Source organism: Nostoc sp. 2RC (assembly GCF_014222165.1).
Taxonomy (GTDB): Bacteria; Cyanobacteriota; Cyanobacteriia; order Cyanobacteriales; family Nostocaceae; genus Nostoc; species Nostoc linckia.
On sequence record NZ_JACKZU010000365.1, the window covers coordinates 1 to 8,188 of the forward strand.

8 protein-coding genes are annotated in these 8,188 nt (G+C 41.3%); 4 read left to right on the forward strand and 4 right to left on the reverse strand.

Going from position 1 to position 8,188, the window contains the following annotated elements:
• Nucleotides 1-86: 86 nt before the first annotated feature.
• Together GNE10_RS28530 and GNE10_RS28535 are read left to right on the forward strand one after the other, a co-directional pair.
• Nucleotides 87-1,295 (forward strand): tetratricopeptide repeat protein, encoded by a 1,209-nt coding sequence (locus GNE10_RS28530; protein WP_260447067.1) that lies wholly within the window; start codon nucleotides 87-89, stop codon nucleotides 1,293-1,295.
• A gap of 373 nt (nucleotides 1,296-1,668) precedes the next feature.
• Complete coding sequence (locus GNE10_RS28535) at nucleotides 1,669-1,836, forward strand: hypothetical protein (protein WP_185569023.1); 168 nt, start codon at nucleotides 1,669-1,671, stop codon at nucleotides 1,834-1,836.
• A 324-nt stretch (nucleotides 1,837-2,160) separates the two neighbouring features.
• On the opposite strand, the gene fni is transcribed toward GNE10_RS28535, so the two are convergent.
• Nucleotides 2,161-3,210, reverse strand: coding sequence for a type 2 isopentenyl-diphosphate Delta-isomerase (gene fni, locus GNE10_RS28540; protein ID WP_185569025.1), 1,050 nt, complete (start codon nucleotides 3,208-3,210; stop codon nucleotides 2,161-2,163).
• A gap of 198 nt (nucleotides 3,211-3,408) precedes the next feature.
• On the reverse strand, nucleotides 3,409-3,978 hold the full coding sequence (locus GNE10_RS28545; RefSeq protein WP_099069009.1) for a DUF3611 family protein: 570 nt from the start codon (nucleotides 3,976-3,978) through the stop codon (nucleotides 3,409-3,411).
• A 550-nt stretch (nucleotides 3,979-4,528) separates the two neighbouring features.
• Between GNE10_RS28545 and GNE10_RS28550 the strand changes: the two genes are divergently transcribed.
• Both GNE10_RS28550 and GNE10_RS28555 read left to right on the forward strand, forming a co-directional pair.
• Nucleotides 4,529-5,002, forward strand: a complete 474-nt coding sequence (locus tag GNE10_RS28550) for a TspO/MBR family protein (protein ID WP_099069010.1) — start codon at nucleotides 4,529-4,531, stop codon at nucleotides 5,000-5,002.
• Nucleotides 5,003-5,092: 90 nt separating this feature from the next.
• Nucleotides 5,093-5,566, forward strand: a complete 474-nt coding sequence (locus GNE10_RS28555; RefSeq protein ID WP_185569027.1) for a TspO/MBR family protein — start codon at nucleotides 5,093-5,095, stop codon at nucleotides 5,564-5,566.
• A 301-nt stretch (nucleotides 5,567-5,867) separates the two neighbouring features.
• Here the strand turns inward: GNE10_RS28555 and GNE10_RS28560 are convergent, their stop codons facing one another.
• Nucleotides 5,868-6,575, reverse strand: a complete 708-nt coding sequence (locus GNE10_RS28560) for a M15 family metallopeptidase (RefSeq protein WP_185569029.1) — start codon at nucleotides 6,573-6,575, stop codon at nucleotides 5,868-5,870.
• Between the two features lie 360 nt (nucleotides 6,576-6,935).
• Entirely contained in the window at nucleotides 6,936-7,673 is a 738-nt protein-coding gene (locus tag GNE10_RS28565; RefSeq protein WP_311774867.1) for an FHA domain-containing protein, read from the reverse strand.
• Nucleotides 7,674-8,188 lie beyond the last annotated feature (515 nt).

Here is an 8,188-nt window from a genome sequence, read left to right on the forward strand (position 1 = left end):
CCACCTCCCTCATCTCCCTTGTCCCCCCTTCTCCCTCATGCCCCATTCACAATTTTTTAAATACTAAATTAAACGAAGATTAGCCTATGAGTTTGAGTCTGTGCATGATTGTGAAAAACGAAGCAGCAACACTGCCCAAATGTCTCAGCAGTGTCAACAAAGTTGTAGATGAAATGGTAGTGTTGGATACAGGCTCAATCGATCGCACTCCTTATGTTGCCCAAGAGTTCGGGGCAAAAGTCCATCATTTTAAATGGTGTGATGATTTCAGTGCTGCTCGCAATGCAGCTTTAAAATATGTGACTGGTGATTGGGTTTTGGTGTTAGATGCTGATGAAACTCTCACGCCAGGAATTGTACCGCTATTGCGAGACACCATCGCTAGAGAAGAATACCTGTTACTCAATCTTGTGCGCCAGGAAATCGGTGCAGAACAATCTCCTTATTCTCTGGTTTCAAGATTATTCCGCAATCATCCAGATATTCGCTTTGACCGTCCTTACCATGCCTTAGTTGATGATAGTGTGGCGGCAATTTTAACCAAACAACCACATTGGCAGGTGGGTTATTTACCAGGAGTTGCAATTCTCCACACAGGATATCAAAAAAGTGCGATCGCTCAAAATAATAAATATGCCAAAGCCGCAACAGCGATGGAAGGATTTCTCGCTACTCATCCTGACGATCCCTATGTTTGCAGTAAATTAGGGGCATTGTATCTAGAAACTGGGAAAATTTCCCAAGGAATGGAGTTACTCAGACGAGGATTAAAGCGGATAAATGAAAGTCATGCAGCCGGTGAAGAAAACTACGATATTTTGTACGAACTTCACTATCATTTAGGCATTGCCTACAGTCGCTTAAAAAATTTCCCACAGGCGATTTCTCATTATCAGACAGCAATTAAATTGCCAATTTATCCCATGCTCAAACTAGGAGCATACAACAACCTGGGTAACTTACTCAAAGCCGCAGGAGATTTCAACGGTGCGAAAACTGCCTATATCGCAGCTTTGAAAATCGATCCGAATTTTATTGCTGGATATTATAACCTGGGGATGACATTTAAAGCTTTGGGTTTATTGACAGATGCGATCGCTTGTTATAAAAATGCCATCGTCTTAAATCCCAACTACGCCGAAGCCTATCAAAATTTAGGCGTAGTCCTGCTAAAAGCCGGCAATCATCAAGAAAGTTTGACAGCATTCAAAAAAGCGATCGCCCTTCATGAAAAGCATAACCCCCAAGAAGCCAAAAGACTAAGCCAAGGGTTGCAAGAGATGGGGGTTATGTAAAGTGGGCATGGGGCATGAGGACAAGGGAGACAAGGGAGACAAGGGAGACAAGGGAGACAAGGGAGACAAGGGAGACAAGGAGAATCTGAAGTTTCCAGTCACCAGTCATATCATGTCCAGTTAAAGACTTATCATTAGGAGTGACGCTCTTATGCGGGGAATTTTTTTGATAAGTGATTAGGCGGACATGATATCACCAGTCACCAGTTCCCAGTCACCAGTCACCAGTCATCAGTCAACAGTCAATATACCCAATGCCCAATGCCCCATGCCCCATGCCCAATATATTTTTTTATCTCTCTTTAGAAATTTGCCATTTGAAAATTGATGTTATAAATTGGTGCTGAAGTTTTAATCAAACATCTAATTGGCAATGAAAACTACACAAATCAGTTCAACAACACAAGAAAATAGACCTACTAAGACTAAAAAACAGTCTTTTCCTGGGATGAATATTGGTACTCCGAAAGTACCATTCCGCAAATCGAAGAAAATAGTACAGCAGCATGAATTACTGAGTGATTGGCAACACGCAAGTTAATTTTTTACTAGTTTCAATTTATTGTGACAAAATTGGTAGCAATTGTTGTGTTGTATTCCATGTCTCACCATCATTCTTCAAATTAGTTGGCGCTGCTGGCTCTGATTCATGCTATTCAAAATAAGGCTAACAAAAATAATTACTCCGTTAAGCGTTTTATATTTAATCATGTCTAGCTAATGATTACGTATGGTAAACGGAAATTATGGGTTTGGGTTAGGCATCGAACAAACAAGGCATTGGGTAAGAAAAAATCCCCAATGCCCAATGCCCTATTCCCGACTCAACAAATAATCTCGCTGCGTATTTCAAGTTAGAAGGAATTTATTGTATGCGCTGTAAACTATCTGAGTGCTTTAACTGAGATAAATTAGCATTTCCTGTGCAAAATAATACTGTTTTGATTTCGGCGATTAATACTTCAGCCAGTTCTGCTGCTGCTGTCTGGGAAACGGCTGCGGCTTTCAGGAAGGGCATTGCAAAACCGGCGATGTCTGCTCCTAAAGCGATCGCCATTGCTGCATCTAGTCCATGACGCAATCCACCAGAAGCAATTAATGGCACATCAGGGGCGATGGCTCGAATACCGGTAATGCACTCTGCTGTCGGTAAACCCCAATCGGCAAATGTCCTCCCCAAGCGACGTTGCAAAGCATTTTCGGCTCGTTCGCTTTCTACCTTCGCCCAGGAAGTACCACCCGCACCAGCCACATCAATGGCCGTGACTCCAGCATCTAACAGTTTCTTGGCGATCGCTGCTGAAATGCCATTACCCACTTCCTTGGCAATTACTGGTACTGGCATTTTAGTGCATACCTTAGAAATTTTGTCAATTAAACCTTTAAAATTAATATCACCTTTTGGTTGAATGCACTCTTGTAGTGGATTAATGTGTAAAATCAAGGCATCAGCTTCTAGGATATCCACTACCCGCAGACATTGATCTAAGCCATATTTATAGTTAAGTTGTACAGCGCCCAAGTTAGCAAATAATAAAACATCCGGTGCATACTTACGGACAGCAAAAGTATCAGCAACCTGGGGTTTTTCCACCGCTACTCGTTGGGAACCGACACCCATTGCAATTTTGTAATGTTGGGCGACTTCAGCCAAGCGCTGATTAATCGTTCCTGCTTCTTCAGTTCCTCCAGTCATAGAAGAAATTAACAAAGGTGCGCCCAGGTATTTATCTAAAAAATTTGTACTGATGTCAATTTCGCCATAGTCTACTTCCGGTAAGCAATTATGGGTGAACCGATAGCGTTCTAATCCATTGGTGACTTCATGACATTGAACATCTTCTTCCAAGCAAATGCGAATGTGATCTGCTTTGCGATTTTGAGTTTGTGCAGAAGCGTTAGTAGGAGCGTTCACTGGCGATGGTTATTTGTTTGATTGCGATCGCTATTGTGACATTCTTACAGCCTTAGGTATAGCAGGTAACAGAGACGTAAAGAAATTTGTTTTTTTGAAAAAAAATAAACTATTTTGGTTAAAGCCTTGACTGTTGACTGTGAACTGTGAACCGTCAACAGTCAACAATGAACAATAGCATTTTTACTTGGAAGTCCCTTAGTGTTGGTGGACTCGCTCCAGCAACCATAACGAGGTTACAGTACCCACATAGTGAGCAGCAATTCCAGTAATGTCTGCCACAGCAACAAAAACATCCATCGGTCGAATAATTCTGTAAGGGTCGGTGATTGCCACACCTGGGGGTTGAGATATAGATTTTGCCACTAGCACTAATATAGTTGAACCAGCACCTAAGAGAGTTAGTAATATTCCTACCAAACTAACAATTATTCCTAAACGGAGGATTTTAGTTGTATCTGGTTTACTAGGATGTAAAGCTGGATTGCGATTTTCTAAAGCTTTGCCTATGTGAGTGTAACGAAAATCCAAATAGAGACTAAATAACAACACCACAATTCCGCATACAGCCCAAAATATGCCAACTCCAAGGCCAGCATTCTGTTGATGAATCAAACCACGACCAGTCAAAGCAAACAACAAAGCTAAGACAGAAACCACTCCAATTGCCAATTGCACCCAGAAACTAATCCAGCCCGTCAGCCGAATAGTATTACCAATTCCTCGCGTTTCTGGTACTAGCGAACGCATTTCCGATTCACTTTGCATATCAATTACCGTTGAATTTAATTACCCGATCCCCCTATTGTTCAGAATATTTTCCCCCTTTATTCTGTACCCCCATCTTGAGACAGAATCGGGTTGTTATCTTAGGGAATAGATGAGAAAGGGGAAAGGCGAAAGGGGAAAGGGGAAAGAGGAAAGGTGAAAGGGGAAAGGGGAAAGGTGAAAGGGGAAAGGGGAAAGGGGAAAGAGGAAAGGTGAAAAGGGAAAGGGGAAAGATTTCAAATACATCCTTTATCCCTTACCCCTTAACCTTTTCCCAGGCCACAAGGGAAGTTCATACTGTTTATCTGAACCGTATTGAGACAAGGGGGACAAGGGAGATTAATTAAGTTATCAGTCATCAGTCATCCGTCAACAGTCATCAGTCAACACTCATCAATCAACACACCAAATACAAATAATTTAAAATCCTGCCAAACGATGAAAAGTTATCAAACTCCAGGATGATGAGCGCTTAGCAGCTAAATTGACAAAATATGACTATAAAGAGTGATATTTCAGGGATAGATAGGGCTTTTAAAGGATAAGGGGTATGATTAAATCTTGGATGGTAATTGGGGGTGTGGTTTTCTTGGTTGCCTTAGCGGCTAATGCGATTACACCAGGCGATCGCCAGTGGTTCAAGCGCTTACAACGACCGCGATGGCTAACTTTTGAGGGCGCAATTCCAATTATTTGGACTGTAATATTTATTTGTGGTGCTTGGTCGGCTTATATTGTTTGGGAAAAAGACCCAGGCAGTACTTCAACCTGGTTAATCATGGGTTTATATTTGCTATTAGAAATTGTCACCATTGCCTATACCCCTGTAATGTTTAGGCTTCGTAGCCTCAAAATAGGCACAATTCTCGGCGGCACAGGTTTTCTCATTGGTGCTTTGTTGATGCTTGCTGTATTAAGTATTTCTGGTTGGGCAGCACTGTTACTAGTTCCTTATTTACTCTGGAGTCCCATCGGAACTTATACCACTTGGCAGATGGTTAATCTCAATCCGCAAGATGCCTAAGATTAGCACCAGCGAATGATTAAACCTATCCTCTAAATTGTCAAACTTGCAGTGTATGACTTGACAAAATACACAAAGCAAGAGTGCAGTATGATTTCGTCTTGGATAATTATTGGGGCTGTAACTTTTTTCGTCGCCCTTGGTAGTTTCTTCATCACACCCCGCGATGTTAAATGGTTTGCCCAGTTAAGTCGCCCTCGATGGCTAGTTTTTGAGCCACTAATTCCATTAATCTGGACTGTAATTTTTATTTGTGGTGCAATTTCAGCTAATATTGTTTGGCAAAAAAATCCAGGAGGCGTAATTACTTGGCTATTAATGGCTTTATACCTTTTGGTGGAAGTTATTACCGTCGCTTACATACCCTTAATGCTGAGGTTTCGCAGTCTCAAAGTAGGAGAAATACTCGGAATCTTTGGTTTGATTTGTGCCGTTGTCCTTGGTATCTGCATTTTGCCAATTTCTCCACTAGCGGCGCTGTTACTCCTTCCTTATCTAATTTGGACTCCCATTGGGACTTACACCACAGAAGAATTAAGGGAATTAAATCCCCAAGATGCTTGAAGAAGAATTCAGAATTCAGAATTCAGCAGTCAGAATCAGAAAGTGAGGGATAACCGCTTATTATTCGCGCAGCCTTCGGTAGGAAAGATTTAGTGTGAGGTTTCACCTTTTATTCAGAGTATGAATTGACATTGTTTCGATATGACTAAACAACAAATCTTTACGCGGCCGTCGCTCATGGGGGAAACCCCCAAGACCGCGCTGCCTTGCCTTTGCGCCTTTGCGTGAAACTAATTCATATTTTCAATCAGCAACACCCAAATTTAATTCTGAATTCTGAATTCTGAGTTCTGAATTCTTTCTATACAAGACGCCCATAACGTGCGGTGACACCATTGACTGGATTTGATTGATTATTCAGCCAAGCCCACATTTGATCGCCATAGGAAAAATGCCACCATTCTTTAGGATTGCGTTGAAATCCGGCTTTTAACATGACATCTCGCAATAGCTGACGGCGAGTATGATATTTTTCTGCTTCTGGATGCTCGCTATTGGCATAATAATCGGGATGCGATCGCCCTGACATTTCATCAATGGGCGAACCCATATTCACTATTTCCCCACTATCATCTACCAGCGTCACATCCACCGCAGCCCCGGTACTGTGAGGCGGGGGGGTTTTTTCATCAAAACTCGGTACAGCCCAAATTTCATAAACCGCCTGCCAAATTTCTTGGCTTTGGTTTGGTGATAACTCTACCCCAGTCAGTCCCCTTTCTTGTACTGCTTGCGCGAAGCTGTAATCTACCATAAACTGCTGGACTGCGATGGGACGATAGGCATCAAAAATTTGAATGCGCCACTGGGGATGCAACAATTCCAGATAATTTTGTGCTGCAATCAAATTTTCCACAACACTTTGACGGAGATAATAAGGAGAGCGATCGCCATAAGGCGCACCTAACTTTTCATAAGGATGGGGAGATTCCACCGCAAACAATTCCAAAGGAATCGCTACTAACGGTTCGCCACACTCAAAAATCGGGATTTGATGATAAGGTCTCATCTAGTCAGCTACACAGAACTTACGGATTTTAACGCCAGCATAACATTGTGCGTAACGATTCTCTTCTTCCTCTGCGTCTTTGCGCCCACCGGGTGAACGAAATTTTGTGTGGGATTTCTAGCTAAGTATCCAAAAAATTACCCTCCACACTCCCCACACTCCCCACACTCCCCACACCTTTTTTCGCTCACCCGCGCCCACCGTACCCTTCTCTTCTCTACGAGACGCTACGCGAACGGAAAGCAAGCTACGCGCAGCGTCTCCCTTAGGAGAAATTTTGATACCTGCGGCGGCTTCCGCCAACGGCGGAAGCCGCCGCTCAAACTTCTCTCTGCGTGCAATACCATTTTTGTCAATTTTTTAACTGGGATTATAGGGTTTTTGTTTACTAAAAAGACGGTCTAAAATTTCTGATTTTTGTTCTGAACTGAAGTTTTCATACCAGTTATCAATCTTATCAACTAGTCCGGAATTTTTCAAAATCTCTAAACTATCATTTTGCTGTTCAATTAGAAGTTTTTGTCGATCGCCACGATAAGTCAGCATTTCTGGTTTGTTATCACTCTTACGATTCGTCAACTGCATCAATAACTCCATTGCTACAGTTGGTAGAACACAGCACTTATTTTGGATAAAAAAGCTTAAAGTCAGGCTACCCAAACGAATGCGATCGCCATCTTTAAGTTTGATGGGTTCAACAGCACGTCGCTCATTCACAAATGAGCCATTAGTACTATTAAAATCAATCAAGTAGAAGCCTTCCCCATCAATATATTGAACCGCAGCGTGGCGACGAGACATATAACTATCAGCAACACAAATTCCACTGCTGCGACCACGACCTATTGTCCAGATCCGTTGTGGTTGTCGTAAACTTTGGGTCTGATTGTCGCACAAATTAGTTATTAAATAAACGGCAGTAGTATCGACTATTCCGTTTACATAATATGCTTTCAACTTCTTCGATGATGGTTGATATAGGTTTTCTAGCTGAAGAATCTCCTCTAAAAGACCGCTGTGGTGTTCGTATATCTTGAGAAATACTTGATATAAGGTTAATCTCCGTTCTATTTCCGTTTGTGCAAAGTCAGCCATCATATATAAACCTTGTATAACCTGATTTCGGTTGTGAATATTCTGCTCCAGCCTACAATCAGGGATAATTGTTTTTTAAATTCAGCTACCATTTTAGAATTTCAATGGCTTAGGAAGGTTAAATTTGACAAATTTTATGTATGAAATTCCCTGTTGTTTACGGTCATAAAAATTATGGCTATCTTTAATAAAAAATTATGTGAGGGTTTATTTTTTATTGTAAATAATCCTTTGTTATTTTTAACAGATAAAAATGATAAAGATTTTATAAAGATTGCTGCCATAATTACGCAGTTTTACGTAGATTTTTATTTGAAAAAATTCTAGGTAAAAATACGTTAAAAATATCATTTCTAGGTAGAATTTACAGCATATTCCATCTAAATGAGATATACAAGGGTGGTCAGGGTATCTCACAAGATTTAATGTGTCTTTTGTGTATTTTACTTACTTCTAAACTGCTGTCAGTTCAATACGGTTCGGTTAAAGGGGAAAGGGGAAAGGGGAAAGGGGAAAGG